Annotated in this window: 13 protein-coding genes; 9 read left to right on the forward strand and 4 right to left on the reverse strand. The window is 63.6% G+C overall.

Features of this window, described 5'->3' with window-relative positions; genetic code table 11:
* Positions 1-6 precede the first annotated feature (6 nt).
* The 3 genes from KFO72_RS32385 to KFO72_RS32395 all read right to left on the reverse strand — a co-directional run bounded on the left by KFO72_RS32385 (position 7) and on the right by KFO72_RS32395 (position 3,358).
* On the reverse strand, positions 7-945 hold the full coding sequence (locus KFO72_RS32385; RefSeq protein ID WP_054929542.1) for a LysR family transcriptional regulator: 939 nt from the start codon (positions 943-945) through the stop codon (positions 7-9).
* 192 nt (positions 946-1,137) lie between these two features.
* Entirely contained in the window at positions 1,138-2,217 is a 1,080-nt protein-coding gene (locus KFO72_RS32390) for a porin (RefSeq protein ID WP_035986998.1), read from the reverse strand.
* Between the two features lie 535 nt (positions 2,218-2,752).
* Positions 2,753-3,358, reverse strand: coding sequence for a hypothetical protein (locus KFO72_RS32395; protein WP_060599353.1), 606 nt, complete (start codon positions 3,356-3,358; stop codon positions 2,753-2,755).
* 534 nt (positions 3,359-3,892) lie between these two features.
* On the opposite strand from KFO72_RS32395, the gene KFO72_RS32400 reads away from it, so the two are divergent.
* The 8 genes from KFO72_RS32400 (at position 3,893) to KFO72_RS32435 (ending at position 12,399) form a co-directional block, all read left to right on the forward strand.
* Complete coding sequence (locus KFO72_RS32400) at positions 3,893-4,915, forward strand: bile acid:sodium symporter family protein (RefSeq protein WP_225033825.1); 1,023 nt, start codon at positions 3,893-3,895, stop codon at positions 4,913-4,915.
* Positions 4,916-5,186: 271 nt separating this feature from the next.
* A complete protein-coding gene (locus KFO72_RS32405) occupies positions 5,187-7,025 on the forward strand; it encodes an EAL domain-containing protein (protein WP_225033826.1) in 1,839 nt (612 codons plus the stop codon).
* A 356-nt stretch (positions 7,026-7,381) separates the two neighbouring features.
* Positions 7,382-8,368, forward strand: coding sequence for a LacI family DNA-binding transcriptional regulator (locus KFO72_RS32410; protein WP_035987656.1), 987 nt, complete (start codon positions 7,382-7,384; stop codon positions 8,366-8,368).
* Positions 8,365-9,639 (forward strand): AGE family epimerase/isomerase, encoded by a 1,275-nt coding sequence (locus tag KFO72_RS32415; RefSeq protein WP_060599355.1) that lies wholly within the window; start codon positions 8,365-8,367, stop codon positions 9,637-9,639. The genes KFO72_RS32410 and KFO72_RS32415 overlap by 4 nt, the downstream gene beginning before the upstream one ends.
* An 18-nt stretch (positions 9,640-9,657) precedes the next feature.
* Complete coding sequence (locus tag KFO72_RS32420; RefSeq protein WP_054929537.1) at positions 9,658-10,584, forward strand: carbohydrate kinase family protein; 927 nt, start codon at positions 9,658-9,660, stop codon at positions 10,582-10,584.
* A gap of 175 nt (positions 10,585-10,759) precedes the next feature.
* On the forward strand, positions 10,760-10,981 hold the full coding sequence (locus KFO72_RS32425) for a hypothetical protein (RefSeq protein WP_007577857.1): 222 nt from the start codon (positions 10,760-10,762) through the stop codon (positions 10,979-10,981).
* Between the two features lie 89 nt (positions 10,982-11,070).
* Positions 11,071-11,316 (forward strand): hypothetical protein, encoded by a 246-nt coding sequence (locus KFO72_RS32430; RefSeq protein WP_035987658.1) that lies wholly within the window; start codon positions 11,071-11,073, stop codon positions 11,314-11,316.
* 144 nt (positions 11,317-11,460) lie between these two features.
* The gene (locus tag KFO72_RS32435) at positions 11,461-12,399 is read left to right on the forward strand and encodes an ion channel (RefSeq protein WP_225033827.1); all 939 of its coding nucleotides are present in this window, start codon (positions 11,461-11,463) and stop codon (positions 12,397-12,399) included.
* A 23-nt stretch (positions 12,400-12,422) separates the two neighbouring features.
* On the opposite strand, the gene KFO72_RS32440 is transcribed toward KFO72_RS32435, so the two are convergent.
* Positions 12,423-13,040 (reverse strand): glutathione S-transferase family protein, encoded by a 618-nt coding sequence (locus KFO72_RS32440; RefSeq protein WP_225033828.1) that lies wholly within the window; start codon positions 13,038-13,040, stop codon positions 12,423-12,425.
* A gap of 327 nt (positions 13,041-13,367) precedes the next feature.
* Between KFO72_RS32440 and KFO72_RS32445 the strand changes: the two genes are divergently transcribed.
* Entirely contained in the window at positions 13,368-16,964 is a 3,597-nt protein-coding gene (locus KFO72_RS32445; protein ID WP_225033829.1) for an indolepyruvate ferredoxin oxidoreductase family protein, read from the forward strand.
* Positions 16,965-17,153 lie beyond the last annotated feature (189 nt).

The raw sequence follows: 17,153 nt of genomic DNA on the forward strand, positions 1-17,153 counted from the left end.
CGAATCTCACCGCGCGGCGAGCGCCCTGATCTGCTCGAGCGTGGGCCACAGCGTCTCGCTCGAAAAACGCTCCGCGATGAAATCGACGAATGAGCGCACCTTTGCCGACAGATGCCGTCGGCTCGCGTAGACGACATGGATGGGCAGCTCGCGCGGCGGCAGTGCATCGACGAGCAGCGGCACGAGGCGGCCAGCGGCGAGATCGTCGCCGATCACTTCCGTGCCGAGCAGCGCGAGCGCCGCGCCCTGCAGCACGACGACGCGCTGCGCCTCCAGATGGTTGACTATCAGATTGCCCGACAGCTTGACGCGCGCGCTTTCGGCATTCGCGCCCGCGACCAGTTCGAGCGCCGACACGCCCGCGTACTGGATGAAGTTGTGGCGCGCGAGATCGGCGGTAGTTTTGGGCGCGCCGTGCCGCTCGATATAGTCCGGCGACGCGCACAGCACGAGATGCGCGGTCGCCACCTGGCGCGCGATCAGCGACGACGACTTCAGCCCCGACGGCGACGCGCGAATCGCGACATCGTAGCCCTCGTCGATCAGTTCGACGACGCGGTCCGACAGCGTGATATCGACGGTGACTTGCGGATACTGCGTCGCATAGTCGGCGACGGCGCTCATCACGTGCCGCAAGCCGAACGCGGACAACGTCGACACGCGCAAGCGCCCTTGCGGCACGATGCTCGCCGCGCCGACCGCCTGCTCGGCTTCGTCGAGCTCGCTCAAGACCTGGCTCAGACGCTCGTAGTACTCGCGGCCCGCTTCCGTTGGCGCGACGCGGCGCGTGGTCCGGTTCAGGAGCCGCGCGCCGAGTTGCTGCTCCAGATGCATCACATGCTTGCTCGCCATCGCCGCCGACATGTCCATCTTCTCCGCCGCGCCGACGAAGCTGCCGACCTCGACCACGTGGCGAAACACTTTCATGCTGACGAGGGTATCCATGGCGATCGCTCGGAATAGGAATGAATCAGGCTGGTTTCCGGGACTTTATCAAGGAGCGGTCGACAATGCGCGGCACGAGCGAGCATCGGAAAGAAAAAGCCCCGCCTTCCGTGAGGAAGGCAGGGCTTCGCGGAGAACTGCACGACGGCGCGCCGCGCACGCCGTCGCGCCGCTGTCGTGTAGCTGTCGCGATCAGAACTTCGCGCGAATACCGACGCCGGCCGTATAGCCCGACGCCAGGCTCGTGTACTTGTCGTAGAGATAGGCCGCGTAGACGTCGGTCCGCTTGGACAGCGGGTAGTCGTAACCGATCGCCGCCGACTGGTGCATCTGGTCCAGACCGCCAGAATCGCGCGAGTACGCGTACGACGCCATCACCGTGCCCGTGCCGAGCGGCACCGACACGCCGCCCTGGGCCGTATTCACGTGCCAGCTGCCGACGTCCTGATCGTTCTTCGTGTACATGTACTGACCGTAGAACTTCGCGAACTTCAGGTCGTACGACACGCCCAGCTGGCCAACCGACTGGCTCTTCAGGCCGGAAACCAGCGAGCCGAGGTCGGTGGGCGAGTTGTTGAAGTTCACGTACTGGAACACGCCCGTCGCCGCGAACGGACCGTGGAAATACAGGAACTGCGCGCTGTATTTTTTCGAGCCGTTGTGATCGGCCGAATTGCCCAATGCATACATCGCGCTGCCCGACAGGCCGTTGAAGTCCGGCGACGAATACTGAACCGCGTTGTTCCAGCCGGAATCGCCAACCACGCCCATGTCCGTCGTGTAGGTCGGGAACGTGCCCAGGCCGAGGAACACGTGATAAACCATCGGCGAGAACACATACGAGTCGATGAACGGATTGAACAGAATCGTCGACACGAACAGTTGCGTGGTCAGACGGCCCGCCGTCAACGTGCCGTACGGCGACTCGATGCCGACGTACGCGTTACGCCCGAAGAACGTGTCGCCATCGAAGCGGCCGTACTTGCCGTTCTGCGCGCGGAAGAAGTCCTCCAGTGTGAAGATCGCCTTGTAGCCGTTGCCCAGATCTTCGGCGCCCTTGATGCCCCAGTACGACGTCGACATACCGCCACCCGACACGTTCCATGCGCTCTGGCTGCCCGGGAACTTCGTGACGCCGACCCATTCGTCGACCTGACCATAAAGCTGCACGCTCGACTGCGCGAACGACGACGTCGATGCGACGGCCAGCATGGCGCCGATAACGCTCGCCTTCAGGGTTGTTCTCAGCGCACGGCTGATGGTGGTATTCATGGGTTCTCCTGTCTTTGTCAAAAGGTGTGGCTGTGCAGCGGGGCGCTCGCCGATCCGTGTTTGTTTATCCGTTTGATCGTCGAGCCAATCTGGGCTGGGACAAATCTTTGCGGACCATTTTTATGGACAAAAATATCTGTGGTTATTGCGGGTATATGGGACTGAATAGTTTGGTGGACTTTCGGCCTGATACTGGTTGCCGACGCACCTTGTTTCCGCAGTGCCGCAATCACCCGCCCGCCCTTCGAAGCGCGCGGATTCTACAGCAGAGCGGGTAATGCGAAGCGCATCGGCGATGATTGATGCGCCGCCACAACGAAGAGGCGATTTGATGACAAACGCCGTAGGCTGACGAGCGTTTTCAAAAATGTGTGGCGTGCTTACGTCAGATCAAACGGGGTATTTTGTCGGACGTGCGGACACCGAGAAGTTTGAGTAGCTGAACTTGAGACGAGACCGATCCGGTCTCAGAGAAAGGCGGGGAACAACAGAATGGACCGAACTGAGTAACGTCCGGCAGGAGACTGAGATCTGATCAGTTACGGTAAGGCGACGGGGACGGGATGCGCGACGAGTCCCCTGGCGGGCGCGGGATCGGGCGCGATGCGCCGCGCTCTTCGTTGTAGCGCGTGACGTCGTCACGGATCGATCCGACGTGCGCCGATTGCGCATTCGCAGGCGGTCGCGGCGCGTTACGCGACTCGGTGCTGATGGGCGTGATCGCACCGGCATACTGGGTGCCGCCGTATTGCGCGGCGGGGCGGTTGCGGTAGACGTCGGCGGGAAGCGTCAAGCGTTGCGCGGTGTAACCGGACGCATTGCTGCCACCCACACGCCCAGCGAATGTGTTGTTCACACTGTTCCGGTCCGACGCGTTGCCGCGCGAGCGCGGCGCTTCGCTTCGCGCATATCGGCCGCTGTAGTGCGGCGTCGCCATGCCGCGCGAGATGTTGGCGCGCGGCGCAGCGTTTCCATGGACAGGGCCACCGAACGACGCCCCTTGAAAACTCGACGCGCCGCCGAAGAACCCGTGTCCTCCATGACCGACAAATGACGGCTTCGCATAGGCGAGCGAAGTCAGCGCGACGATCAGCGCGCCCGTCACCCACCATTTGATCCTGGACAGCCCTACAAGCACCATGTTTCACCTGCCCGACGACCCGCCTGAGAGCCCGCCGTTCGAGCTACGGCTTGGCTGGTTCCGGAGCTGCGCGACTTGCCATGACAAGCTGTCTCGCGCGATGCCCCATCGGCCTTCGAACAGTAATTTATTGGCGCCCTCCAAGGGTGTCGAGCCAAAATATGTTAGGTCTGCGGCACTCTTGTAACGCATTGTTACTGCGACGTTTTTTCGCCACAAACCTCTTGCGGCGCAAGGCGAAAAAGCGCTGAAACGCGGTCGTTCGAACACCTGAATTCGTATGAACAGTGGGGCTGAAATATGCCCCTTTCGAGGTGTCGTTTCGACAGATTCCGGAGGCTCGCAACGGTCGCTCCGAGCAGCAGACTCGATGCGAACGCAACCATGTACGTCGACGGGCGTTTCATGCGCCAAGGTAATTAATCGATTCGGCAAATGAATTTGCTTTTTCAATCACTTTGCGCGGACAATAGCCCTTTGGCGCCCGCCCACGGCAATCAAGGCGATCGCTGCACCTGCATCGAGATTTGAAAGATGGCACGTCCGAAACTCCTGCCCGACAAATTCACGCTGTGCCTGATAGGCACGGTGATTTTCGCCAGCCTGCTGCCGGTGCACGGCCACGCGGCGACGGCGTTCAACTGGGTCACGGATTTCGCGGTCGGGCTGCTGTTCTTCCTGCACGGCGCCAAGCTCTCACGCGAAGCGATCATTGCTGGTGCCACGCACTGGCGGCTGCACCTCGTCGTGCTGCTAAGCACGTTCGCGCTGTTTCCTGTACTCGGGCTCGTACTCAAACCGCTTCTTTCGCCCCTCGTGACGCCTGCGCTCTACGCCGGCATCCTCTTCCTCTGTACGCTGCCGTCGACGGTTCAATCTTCGATCGCGTTCACGTCGATCGCGAAGGGCAATGTACCCGCCGCCGTGTGCAGCGCGTCCGCCTCGAGCCTGCTCGGCATCTTCATCACGCCCGCGCTCGTCAGCGTGATCGTCACGAGCCAGGCCGCGAGCGGCACGTCGCCGTGGCATACGGTGTGGAACATCGTGCTGCAACTGCTGGTGCCGTTCGTCGCCGGGCAGTTGCTGCGGCCGATGATTGGCGGATGGATAGACCGTAATCGCGGCGTGCTGAAGTTCGTCGATCAGGGCTCGATCCTGCTGGTGGTGTACGCCGCGTTCAGCGAAGCCGTCAACGAAGGGCTGTGGCATCAGATTCCGCTCGTCGCGCTGGGCGGGCTGCTCGTGGTGTGCGCGGTACTGCTGGCGCTCGCGCTGGCGGTGACGATGTTCGTCGGCAAGCGTCTGGGCTTCAGCCGCGCCGACCAGATCACGATTATCTTCTGCGGTTCGAAGAAGAGCCTCGCCGCCGGTGTGCCGATGGCGAAAGTGATCTTCGCCACCCATGCGGTCGGCGCCGTGGTGCTGCCGCTGATGCTGTTCCATCAGATTCAGCTGATGGTCTGCGCCGCGCTCGCGCAACGCTGGGGCGCACGCGACGTCAGCGCGGAGAAGCGCGCCGCGCAAAAGAGCACGACGGCCGCTGTTGCGCGCCGCTAGGCCTGTTTCGAATGAGTCGAGATTCATAAGCGCTCTCCCTGAGTGCATGTCGTGAAAGCCGCCTACGGGCGGCTTTTTCGTTATTTCATCCTGCCCGGCCGCTGCCGTCGCCTCGGCACGACGGCATAGGACAAACGCACACGCCCGCCGCCCCAAATAATGAAAACGCTTCCGCCGGGCACCAGAACGGTGCGGGGCGTCATTAAAAATTCATTTAATTTCAGCGACTTGCTGCCGATAAGCCGACGGTCCAATGCTCCGGCCATGTGTCATGCCTCAACGCTCGCTCTCCACCATCGCAGCGCCGCGCATCGTCGATCTGATTGCGCAGCGTGACCTGTCCGCCGTGTTCCAGCCGATCGTCGATTTCGACGACGGCGCGATTCTCGGCTACGAAGGGCTGATCCGCGGGCCGGCCGGCTCCGCGCTCGAAGCGCCGTACGCGCTGTTCGCGCAGGCGGCCGCCGAAGGCAGCGTGATCGAACTGGAACGCGCCGCCGCGCACACCTGCATCGAGGCATTCGCGAAGCTCAAGTACGAGGGCAAGCTGTTTCTGAATTTCAGCGCCGGCGCGATCCGCCAACTCGCCGACAACCGCGAAGACACCTTCGTCATGCTTCGGAACATGGGCGTCGATGCCGAACGCATCGTGATCGAACTGACCGAGCAGAGCGCGATTCCCGATGTCGCCAGTTTCCTGCCCGCCATCGCCATGTTGCGGGTGGCGGGCGCCCAGTTCGCACTCGACGACTACGGCACCGCCAACGCCAGCATGAATCTGTGGGTGCGCCTGCAGCCGGACGTCGTGAAGATCGACCGGTTCTTCATTCACGACATTGCCAGCGACCCGCTCAAGTTCGAAGCCGTCAAGGCGATGCAGCACTTCGCGGCCGCGAGCGGCGCGCGCCTGGTGGCCGAGGGCATCGAAAACGAGGCGGATCTGATCGTCGTGCGCGACATGGGGATCGCCTGCGGCCAGGGCTATTTCTTCGGCAAGCCGCATGCGCACCCGCCGCGCAAGGTCTCCGACGACGCGCGCGAAGCATTGCGCGCCGGCCATATCGCCGTGTTCCCCGAGGCCACGCGCGCGATGAGCGCGTCGCCGTCGGGCGGGATGGCATCGGCGAAGATGGTCGTGCATGCGCCCGCGCTGCCGCGCAACGCGACCAACAACGACGTGCTCGAACTCTTCAACCGTCTGCCGAACCTCCATGCCGTCGCCGTCGTCGAGCACAACGAGCCGGTCGCGCTGATCAACCGGCGCGCGTTCATGGACCGTTATGCGCTGCCCTACCACCGTGAACTGTTCGGCAAGCGGCCGTGCCTGCTGTTTGCAAACGCATCGCCCGTGGTCATCGAAAAATCGATGACGGTCGAAGACATGGCCAAGCTGCTCGCCAGCGACGACCAGCGCTACCTCGCGGACGGCTTCGTCATCACCGAGGGCGGCAAGTACGTCGGCCTCGGCACGGGCGAAAGCCTCGTGCGAGCGGTGACCGAAGTGCGCATCGAGGCGGCGCGTTACGCGAATCCGCTGACTTTCCTGCCGGGCAACATTCCGATCAGTTCGCACATCACGCGGCTGCTGAGCCACGAAGCGGCCTTTTACGCCTGCTACGTCGACCTGAATCACTTCAAGCCGTTCAATGACCAATACGGCTACTGGCAAGGCGACGAGGTGCTGAAGTTCGCCGCGCACGTGCTCGCGGAAGTCTGCGATCCGACGCGCGATTTCCTCGGCCATGTCGGCGGCGACGATTTTCTGATCCTGTTCCAGAGCGAAGACTGGCGCGAGCGCGCAGAGCGCGCCATCCATGTGTTCAACGAAGGCGCGCAGCGCTTCTACGCGCCGGGCGACCGCCTGGCGGGCGGCATCCGTGGTGAGGACCGGCGCGGCAATCCGACGTTCTTCGGCTTCGTGACGATGGCGATCGGCTGCGTGCTCGTGCAGCCGCAATCGCGCGAAGCCGTATACAGCAGCGAAGACATTGCATCGGTTGCGGCGCTCGCGAAACGCCGCGCGAAGAGCGCAGCGTCTGGTCTCGTGATGATCGGGTTCGAAGAAAGTCAGATGTTGCTGCAAGGACGCACGGCAGTGACCATCGACTGAGCTTCTTCTTGGCCCGGCTTCCCGGCCTCCGGCGTGCTCTCCAGCCGCGCAGCACGCCGCGACGACATTCCTCTGTCACGACGAACCGTCACCTTCGCAGCACGGCTCGGACTGCACACGTTCGCTATCCATTTCATCGCATTGCCGCGCGACGCGTCAGTCAATATCGATTGATGAATCCAACGTGCCGTTTAGTGCATTTTACTAAACAAGAGATTCACCTTCACTCCGCCTGTATACGGGTATCTACGCGTGTCGAAAGCCATTGAGCGAGGGATTTGCTCAGTGGTTTTACTATACAATCACCCGAACTTGAACTCCGCCGCCGCGCGTCTCTCGTGCGGCCGCTCTATTCGATGGCTACAACGATCCGCGACGTCGCCCGCGCGGCCAGCGTGTCGATCGGCACCGTCTCACGCGCTCTGAAGAATCAGCCCGGTTTGTCGGAAACGACGCGCGAACGCGTCGTCGAAACGGCGCGCCGGCTCGGCTACGATTCCGCGCAGCTGCGTCCACGCATTCGCCGGCTCACGTTTCTGCTACATCGTCATCACAACAACTTCGCCGTCAGCCCGTTCTTCTCGCACGTGCTGCACGGTGTCGAGGACGCGTGCCGCGAGCGCGGCATCGTGCCTTCCGTGCTGACGGCGGGGCCGACCGAGGACGTCGTCCAGCAGATGCGCCTGCATGCGCCCGACGCGATCGCCGTCGCCGGGTTCGTCGAGCCGGAAACGCTCACGACGCTCGTGGCGATGAAGCGCCCGCTGGTGCTGATCGACTTGTGGGCGCCGAACCTGCGCTCGGTGAACCTCGATAACCAGGCGGGCGCCGCGCTCGCGATGCAGCATCTGTTTGCGCAGAAGCGCACGCGCGTCGCGTTCATCGGCGGCTCGCTCGCGCACTACAGCATCGCGCAGCGCGCGCTCGGCTACCGGCGCGCGTTTTTCGAAGCGGGGCTGCTGTTCGATCCGTCGCTGGAAGTGACGATCGACGCGGGGCTGGACCCCGACGCCGGCGCCGCGCTCGCAATGGAGCAACTGCTCGACCGCCCCGGCCCGCGCCCCGACGCCGTCTTCGCGTACAACGACCTCGCCGCGCTTGCGGCGCTGCGCGTGTGTCTCGCGCGCGGCCTGCGGGTGCCTGAAGACATCGCGATCGTCGGCTTCGACGACATTCCCGCCGCCGCGCACGCGCGCCCGCCGCTCACGACGATCGCCGTCGACAAGGAAGCACTCGGCCGGCGCGGCGTCGAACTGCTGCTCGAAGACACGCCGTCAGCACTCGACATTCGCATTCCGGTCCAACTCGTTGTCCGTGCCAGCACTTCGGTGAACACGCCATGAAACAACCCGACACGACTCTTTCGAACAACACCGCCAATCACCAGGCGCCGCCTGTCGCGAGCTTCCGCGACGGCGCTTTCCTGCTGTCTCACATCGAAGACACCCTGCGCTTCTACGCGCCGAACGTGCTCGATCCGAGCGGCGGCTTCTTCCACTTCTTCCGCGACGACGGCACGATCTACAACCGCGCGACGCGTCACCTCGTCAGCAGTTGCCGCTACGTGTTCAACTACGCGATGGCGTACCGGCAGTTCGGCGACCCGCAGCATCTGGAGTATGCGCAGCATGGGCTGAAGTTTCTGCGCGATGCCCACTGGGACCCGCATCACCAGGGCTACGACTGGGAGATCGACTGGCGCGACGGCCACAAGCGCACGCTCGACGCCACGCGCCACTGCTACGGCCTCGCATTCGTGCTGCTCGCGTACGCACATGCGGCGATGGCAGGCATTGAAGAAGCGAAGCCGATGATCGCCGCCACCTTCGAGCTGATGGAGCACCGTTTCTGGGACCCGGCAGCCGGCCTGTACGCCGACGAAGCCACGCCTGACTGGAGCGTGAGCTCGTATCGCGGCCAGAACGCGAACATGCACACCACCGAGGCGCTGCTCGCCGCTTACGAGGCGACGGGCCATCTCGTGTACCTCGACCGCGCCGAGCGCGTCGCGACCAACATCACGCTGCGCCAGGCCAAGCTGTCGCAAGGTCTGGTGTGGGAGCACTTTCACGCCGACTGGTCGGTGGACTGGCACTACAACGAGGAAGACAGCTCGAACATCTTCCGTCCGTGGGGCTTCCAGCCCGGCCACCAGACAGAATGGGCGAAGCTGCTGCTGATCCTGGAGCGCCACCGTCCGCTGCCGTGGCTGCTGCCGCGCGCAATCGAACTGTTCGACGCGGCGATGACGCACGCGTGGGACAACGATCACGGCGGCCTGTACTACGGCTTCGGCCCGGACTACACCGTCTGCGACCACGACAAGTACTTCTGGGTGCAGGCCGAGACCTTCGCGACAGCCGCGCTGCTTGGCCAGCGCACGGGCAACGAGCGCTTCTGGGACTGGTACGACGAGATCTGGCGCTACAGCTGGGCGCATTTCGTCGATCATCGCTATGGCGCGTGGTACCGCATTCTCACGTGCGACAACCGCAAGTACAGCGACGAAAAGAGCCCGGCCGGCAAGACCGACTATCACACCATGGGCGCATGCTACGAAGTGCTGCTGCACGCACTGCGGCCCGCAGCGCAGCCTTCCGGCGCGTCCGAATAACCTCGTACGGTGAGCAACATGAGCGCGAGCCCTGAATTTCACGCTGAGTTTCCCGAATTCGTTTCCGCCGGCGACATCCTCACCGATCTCGTGCGCACGGGCCCTGCCAGCTGGCTGTCGGTTCCCGGCGGCGCGGGCTGGAACGTGGCGCGAGCGGTTGCGCGGCTGGGTCTGCCGACGGCCTGCGCCGGATCGCTCGGCGTCGACAATTTCTCCGACGACCTGTGGAACGCCAGCGTCGCCGCGGGTCTCGACATGCGCTTCATGCAGCGTGTCGAGCGTGCGCCGCTGCTGGCCGTCGTGCATCAGACTCACCCGCCTGCGTATTTCTTCATGGGCGACAACAGCGCGGACCTCGCCTTCGATCCGTCGAAGCTGCCCGAAGGCTGGATGTCGCAGGTGAAGTGGGCGCATTTCGGCTGCATCAGCCTCGTGCGCCAGCCGCTCGGCGCGACGCTCGCGAAGCTCGCCGCCGCGCTGCGCGAGCGTGGCGTGAAGATCAGCTTCGATCCGAACTACCGCAACCTGATGGCGCACGGCTACGAGCCGACGCTGCGCCACATGGCGTCGCTCGCCGATCTGATCAAGGTATCGGACGAAGACCTGCGGCTGCTGTTCAAGACCGACGACGAAGCAGCCGCCCTCGCGCAGCTGCGCGCGATGAATCCGACCGCGATCGTGCTCGTCACGCGCGGCTCGGAGGCGGCTACGCTGATCGACGGCGAGCGGATCGTCGAAGCAACGCCGCCGCGCGTGGCCGTTGCCGATACGGTCGGCGCGGGCGACGCGTCGATCGGCGGGCTGCTGTTCAGTCTGATGACGGCGCCGCAGCGCAAGTGGGAAGAGCATCTGGCGTTCTCGCTCGCGGCAGGCGCGGCGGCTTGCCGCCATTCGGGCGCGCATTCGCCGACGCTCGATGAAGTGGTATCGCTGCTGCAGGATTGATCGGCCGGCGCCGTCGGCGGAGGCTGCCGGCGCATGCGCCTGACCGGCGACGCCGTGCGCTGCGCGGCGGCCTGCAAACATGCTGGGAGCCCGGAAGAGCGCGCCTTCGGGCGCCGACATGTGAGCGTCGACATCGCGTGCTAGGATGGAATCTCCCCCTTGCAGGAGATGCATCATGGAGGACGTCACCTACACCAAAGGCCTCTACACGGCGACGGCGAGCGTGCGCCCGGTAGATGGCGGGCAATACCAGGGCGTCGTTGCACTGTCGCGCGACGAAGGCGACGAGACGGAAGACACGCTCTACGAAGTCGAAGCCACGTCGCCGACAGCCGACGAGGCGCTCGAAGACGCGAAGGCGCTGGCCCACAGAATCCTCGGCGAGATCGAACTTTAGGCACGGGGCTTTCGCATTGAACGATACGTGGCGCGTCCGCCGCGCGCCGCGCCGACGACGTTTTCTTCGTTGAACAGGCGGAGGCGATCATGACAGAACCGCTCTTTCTCTACGGCGTGTACGCGATACACGTGCGGCCACTCGAACTTCAGGGCGCGCGCTGGGACGCGGAATACGAAATCCGGCATCGCGATCATCCCGTACAGCGCTGGACCACGGTAGGCGGCGACACGGGCTTCGCGACGCAAGCCGAAGCTGTCGAAACGGCACATCAGCAGGCCGTTGCCGATATCGAGCACGGCGCGGGCGTGCCGAAGCCGCGCGCGTTTCCCTGAGCGGACCAAGGTCGCGTCGCCTGAAGTCGCGCATTGCCGCCGCTAACCGGGCGGACGGGCTACACTACATGCCGCAGCGGGCAACCGGCATGACGACCGCGCCGCGACGCTGCGCAACAAACCCGTTAGCAGAACAGAAAAAGAATGAGCGCGACCCCGCCCGAATCCAACCCTCACCGCGCGCGCAAAGGCCGGATCCTCGACCGGAAAATTCGCGTGCGCTCGCACACTGTCATCGCGCATGGCTTGCCACTGCGCGTCTGGCAGGACCTCTATCACCGCGCGCTGACAATCAGTTGGCCAGTGTTCTTCATCTCGCTCGCGTTCCTGTTCCTCGTGCTGAACTCGGTCTTCGCGTCGCTGTACGAACTCGGCGGTGACGCCATCGCCAATCAGAATCCGAAGGGCTTTGCGGGCGCGTTCTTTTTCAGCGTCGAGACGCTCGCCACGGTCGGCTACGGCGACATGCATCCGCGCACGCTTTACGGGCATCTCGTGGCGACACTCGAGATTTTCGTCGGCATGTCGGGCATTGCGCTGGCCACGGGCCTGATCTTCGCGCGCTTTTCGCGGCCGCGCGCGAAGATCATGTTCTCGCAATACGCGGTGGTGCGCCCCATCGACGGACGCACCACGCTGATGGTGCGCACCGCGAACGCACGGCAAAACGTGATCGTCGAGGCTCGTGCGCGGTTGCGGCTGATGCGCGTCGAGCGGTCGTCGGAAGGCTATGTGCTGCGCAAGATTTACGACCTGCGGCTGGTGCGCGACCAGCAGCCGATGTTCTACCTCGGCTGGAACCTGATGCACGTGATCGACGAAGCCAGCCCGCTTTTTGGCCAGACGCCGGAGAGCCTCGCCGGGCAGGACGCGTCGCTGCTGATGACGATAGAAGGCTCGGACGAAAACACTGCGCAGACGATGCAAGCGCGCTATTCGTGGCTCAGCGAAGACATACGCTGGCAGTACCGCTTCGTCGATCTGATCCGCGAAGTGAACGGGGTGAGCCATATCGACTACACGCATTTCGACGACGTCGAGCCGCTTCAGCCGCACGAACTGCAGCAGGCGCCGACAGGCTGAGGCGTGGTTTTTCGACGCGGCGGCTAGCGCTTCGCCTTCAACGTGTCTATTTCACGTTGCTCGATTGCCATTGCCCGCGCGTGACCTTCCCGCGCGATCGCGCGCTCGACGTATTCGCCGATGCGGCCCGAGGGCTCGAGCAGCTTCGCGACGAACGCGATCTGCAGCGTGCCCGCCAGCAGAAGGTCGGCGGCGGAGAAGCGCTCGCCGAGCAGCCAGTCGCCTTCATCGAGCGCCGTGTCGATGGCCGCCTTCACGCGCTCCAGGTTGCCCCAGCCGAAGCTGAATGAATTTCCCGACGCACCTGTCAATTTTTCGGCCATTGCGGGTTCGAGGCAGCCCGGGGTGAAGAAAAGCCACTGCAGGAAACGGCCTCGCAACCGATCGCCGACGGGCGCGCCGAGACGGGCTTCGGGGAAACGGTCCGCCAGATACAGCAGCACCGCGCCCGATTCCGCGACCTGTACGCCGCCGTCGTCGAGCGCGGGAAGCTTGCACATCGGATTGACGTGGTGGAAATCGGAGGTGTCCTGCTCGCCCGTGCGCAGGTTCACGCGCGCCAACTCATAGGGCTCGCCGATTTCCTCGAGCATCCACAGCGCGCGGAAAGCCCGCGTTTTCGGCCAGTAGTACAGTTTCATCGCCCGTCTCCTGTGGGTTGCAAAGCTGTTGGCATAGCGTAACCCAAGGGCGGGCATCGCGAACCTCGTCTGAATGGCATAGGCATGTCTCAATAGCCATTCGAGGTAACGCTCTCAAACGCCCTTCCGACGACCCAGCATCCGAAGGCGGTGGATCTATCTCAATACGAGCCCGAATAGCCGGAATCGTGTCGCAGTAAATGAATCAGAGACAAAAAGTAGCAAGAATCTTCTCCAATTGACGCGAAAGAATGGAGTCTCTTTCGCTGCGACGGCAAGCCGCAACACGATGCCGCCAGCGAAACGCAAAAACACGGAGACTCCACAATGACCGCTCGTCTACCCATCGACGGCACCCCCGCACTCGCCGACTACCGCCTCTCCGACAACCTGACCGCCACGCGCGGCCGCATTTTCCTGACGGGCACGCAGGCGCTCGTGCGTCTCGCGCTGATGCAGCGCCAGCTCGACAAGGCGCGCGGCCTGAACACGGCCGGCTTCATCAGCGGCTATCGCGGCTCGCCGCTCGGCATGGTCGACCAGCAGTTGTGGAAAGCGAAGAAACTGCTCGAAGCGAACGACGTGCGCTTCCTGCCTGCGATCAACGAGGAACTCGGCGGCACGGCCGTGCTCGGCACGCAGCGCGTCGAGGCGGACCCGGAACGCACCGTCGATGGCGTGTACGCGATGTGGTACGGCAAAGGACCCGGCGTCGATCGGGCGGGCGATGCCCTCAAGCACGGCAACGCCTACGGCTCGTCGCAGCGTGGCGGCGTACTGGTCGTCGCGGGTGACGACCACGGCTGCGTGTCGTCGTCGATGCCGCATCAGAGCGACTTCGCGATGATCGCGTGGCACATGCCCGTCGTGAACCCGTCGAACATCGCGGACATGCTGGAGTTCGGCATCTACGGCTGGGCGCTGTCGCGCTACTCGGGCGCCTGGGTCGGCTACAAGGCGATTTCCGAAACGGTCGAATCGGGCTCGACCGTCGATCTCGATGCATTGCAGATGGAATGGGCCACACCCGAAGGCTTTCAGGCGCCCGCGGGCGGCCTGCACAACCGCTGGCCCGACTTGCCGAGTCTCACGATCGAACAGCGTTTGCACGCGAAGCTCGACGCCGTGCGCCACTTCGCGCGTCTGAACAGCATCGACAAGTGGATCGCGCCGAGCCCTCACGCGAACGTCGGCATCGTCACGTGCGGCAAGGCGCATCTCGATCTGATGGAAGCGTTGCGCCGGCTCGATCTCACTGTCGCCGATCTGGAGCAGGCGGGCGTGCGCATCTACAAGGTCGGGCTGTCGTTTCCGCTCGAAATGACGCGCATCGACGCGTTCGTCGCCGGTCTGTCGGAAGTGCTGGTGATCGAAGAAAAGGGACCCGTAATCGAGCAGCAGATCAAGGACTATCTGTACAACCGCACGGAAGGCGCGCGCCCGGTGATCGTCGGCAAGCATGCTGAAGATGGCTCGATGCTGCTGTCGTCGCTCGGCGAATTGCGGCCGTCACGCATTCTGCCCGTGTTCGCGAACTGGCTTGCGAAGCACAAGCCCGCGCTCGATCGCCGCGAGCGCGTAGTCGATCTCGTCGCGCCGCAGATTCTCTCGAATGCCGCCGATGCCGTGAAGCGCACGCCCTACTTCTGCTCGGGCTGCCCGCACAATACGTCGACGAAAGTACCCGAGGGCTCGATCGCGCAAGCAGGTATTGGTTGTCACTTCATGGCGTCGTGGATGGAGCGCGACACCACGGGCCTGATCCAGATGGGCGGCGAAGGTGTCGACTGGGCCTCGCATTCGATGTTCACGAAGACGCGCCACGTGTTCCAGAATCTCGGTGACGGGACGTACTTTCACTCGGGCATTCTCGCGATCCGCCAGGCGGTCGCGGCGAAAGCCACGATCACCTACAAGATCCTTTACAACGACGCGGTCGCGATGACGGGCGGCCAGCCGGTCGACGGCAGCATCTCGGTGCCGCAGATCGCGCGTCAGGTGGAGGCTGAAGGCGTGTCGCACTTCGTCGTGGTCAGCGACGAGCCGGAAAAGTACGACGGCCATCATGGCCAGTTCCCGAAGGGCACGACGTTCCATCACCGCAGCGAACTCGACAAGGTGCAACGCGAGTTGCGCGACATCGACGGCGTGACGGTACTGATCTACGACCAGACTTGTGCCGCCGAAAAGCGCCGCCGCCGCAAAAAAGGCGAATTTCCCGATCCGGACAAGCGTCTCTTCATCAACGAGGAAGTGTGCGAAGGCTGCGGCGATTGCGGCGTGCAGTCGAACTGCCTGTCGGTCGAGCCCGTTGAAACGCCGCTCGGACGCAAGCGCCGCATCGATCAGTCGTCGTGCAACAAGGACTATTCTTGTGTGAACGGTTTCTGCCCTAGTTTCGTGACGATCGAAGGCGGCAAGCTGAAGAAGGCGGCAGGCGTCGCATTCGATGCAGCCGCGCTCGCCGCGCGCGTCGACGCATTGCCGACGCCAGCGACGCACCTCGACGCCGCGCCCTACGACATTCTCGTAACGGGTGTGGGCGGCACGGGTGTCGTGACGGTTGGCGCGTTGATCAGCATGGCCGCGCATCTGGAGGGCAAGAGCGCTTCGGTGCTCGATTTCATGGGCTTCGCGCAGAAAGGCGGTTCGGTGCTGTCGTTTGTGCGCTTCGCCGCGCGCGACGAATGGCTGAACCAGGTACGCATCGACACGCAACAGGCCGACGTTCTGCTCGCCTGCGACATGGTGGTCGGCGCGGGCGCGGATGCATTGCAGACGGTGCGGCACGGCCGCACGCGCATCGTCGTGAACACGCATGCGATTCCCAATGCTTCGTTTGTGCAAAATCCGGATGCGAATCTGCATGCCGACGCGCTGCTCGACAAGATGCGTCATGCGGCGGGTGAAGAGCGCATGTCGTCATGCGATGCACAGGCGCTCGCGACGCGTTTCCTCGGCGACACGATCGGCGCGAACATTCTGATGCTGGGTTTTGCGTGGCAGCTGGGCCTCGTGCCCGTATCGTTCGCCGCGATGATGCGCGCAATCGAGTTGAACAATGTCGCTGTGCAGATGAACCAGTTGGCGTTTTCGATTGGCCGTATGGCGGCCGCCGATCCTGCCGGACTGGAGGCGCTGTGGACGCAGCGTCATGCGGCGCAGGCTGTTGATTCGTTGGAGACGCTCGATGCATTGGTCGCAGATCGCGAAGCACGTTTGATGGCGTATGGCGGCGCGGCATATGTGAAGCGCTATCGAGCGCTGGTCGATGCGGCGCGTCAGGCTGAGCGCAAGCTCGCAGGCGCGGTTGAGGGTGAAGAGCGCTTGAGCCGCGCTGTTGCTACGACGTTTTATCGGCTGCTCGCCGTGAAGGATGAATACGAAGTCGCGCGTCTGCATAGCGATCCGGCATTCCGTGCTGCGCTCGAAGCCCAATTCGAAGGTGTCGCGGGGAAGGATTTTGGCGTGAAGTTCAACCTTGCGCCGCCGACTATTTCACGAGCGAAGCATGGCGCTATGCCGCAGAAGAAGACGTTTGGTCAATGGATGTGGCCGGTGTTCGGTGTGATGGCGAAGTGGCGCGGGCTGCGGGGCACGATGCTCGATCCGTTTGGCCGCACTGTCGAGCGGCGGATGGAGCGCCAGTTGTCCGCCGACTATGAAGCGACGATGCAGCGGGCGTTTTCGGTTTTTGATGCCGGTACGGCGGATGATGTCGTTACCCTTGCTGGGTTGCATGCGCGGGTGCGCGGGTATGGGCATGTGAAGCTTGCTAATCTGGCTGCGGTTAAGCGCAGTGAGCGCGCGCTGGCAGCGCAGTTGCATGTCGAGGCCGCGACTGGGGCGGCTGTGGAGGGGGCGCTTCGGGAAGCTAAAGGGTTTGGGGCGTTGCGGGGGATTCCTGTTGTTGTAGCGAAGTAGGTTTTTTTGTCTGCGACGCCTGTTTTGGTTTGCTTTGGTTGGCGTTGGTTTGTGCTGGCATTCGCGGTTTGCTTTTTTTTCTGGCATCCGCGAATTGTTGGCGTGTTGCACGCGGTGCCGTTCGGTGTTTTGGGCTTTGCGCTGGCATCCGCGTTTTGTTAGCTCGCTTCACGCGTCGCCCCTGTGCGG

It is taken from the genome of Paraburkholderia sp. XV (assembly GCF_020177535.1).
Lineage (GTDB): Bacteria > Pseudomonadota > Gammaproteobacteria > Burkholderiales > Burkholderiaceae > Paraburkholderia > Paraburkholderia caribensis.